A 541-nucleotide genomic window follows, 5' to 3' on the forward strand; every position below is an offset into this window, starting at 1 on the left:
TCTGGCTCCTGCCCGTGGCAGTGGGCATCGCCGTGTTCGTGTGGCACATCAGCACACACGCGAACGCGATCGTGACCAGCGAATTCTTCAAATACAAGCCCTACGTCTTCGTGCTGCTCGTGGTCTTCGTGGTCTACTCCGTGAACCTGGGCTTCGTGTTCGTCCTGCCGTTCCTGGGCTCGGACCTGTTCGGCATGGACGTCGCCCAGACATCGCTGCTGTTCGTCCCGGGGTACATCCTGGCCGTCGTCGTCGGGACCCTGTCCGGGGCCATCGCCAAGGTGCTGAACTCGCGCCAGGCCGTGACCATCGCCCTGGCCATGATCGCCGCAGGATTCCTGGTCCCGGCGGTGTTCACGGATCAATGGATCGGGTTCTACGTGATTGGCATCGGGCTGTTCGGTGCCGGGTACGCGCTCATGTACGCCCCGCTGCTGTCCACGGCGGTCGGGGAGATCGCCCCGGAGAAATCGGGTGTGGCCATCGGCTTCTACAACCTGACCATCAACATCGCCATCCCGATCGGCATCGCCTACACGGC

General features: G+C 63.4%; 1 protein-coding gene. It reads left to right on the forward strand.

The window, feature by feature from the left end; translation table 11 throughout:
• On the forward strand, positions 1-541 hold a 541-nt coding region (locus tag GTW58_RS13855; RefSeq protein ID WP_168023640.1), incomplete at both ends, for an MFS transporter.

It is taken from the genome of Kocuria subflava, from assembly GCF_012163155.1.
Lineage (GTDB): Bacteria > Actinomycetota > Actinomycetes > Actinomycetales > Micrococcaceae > Kocuria > Kocuria subflava.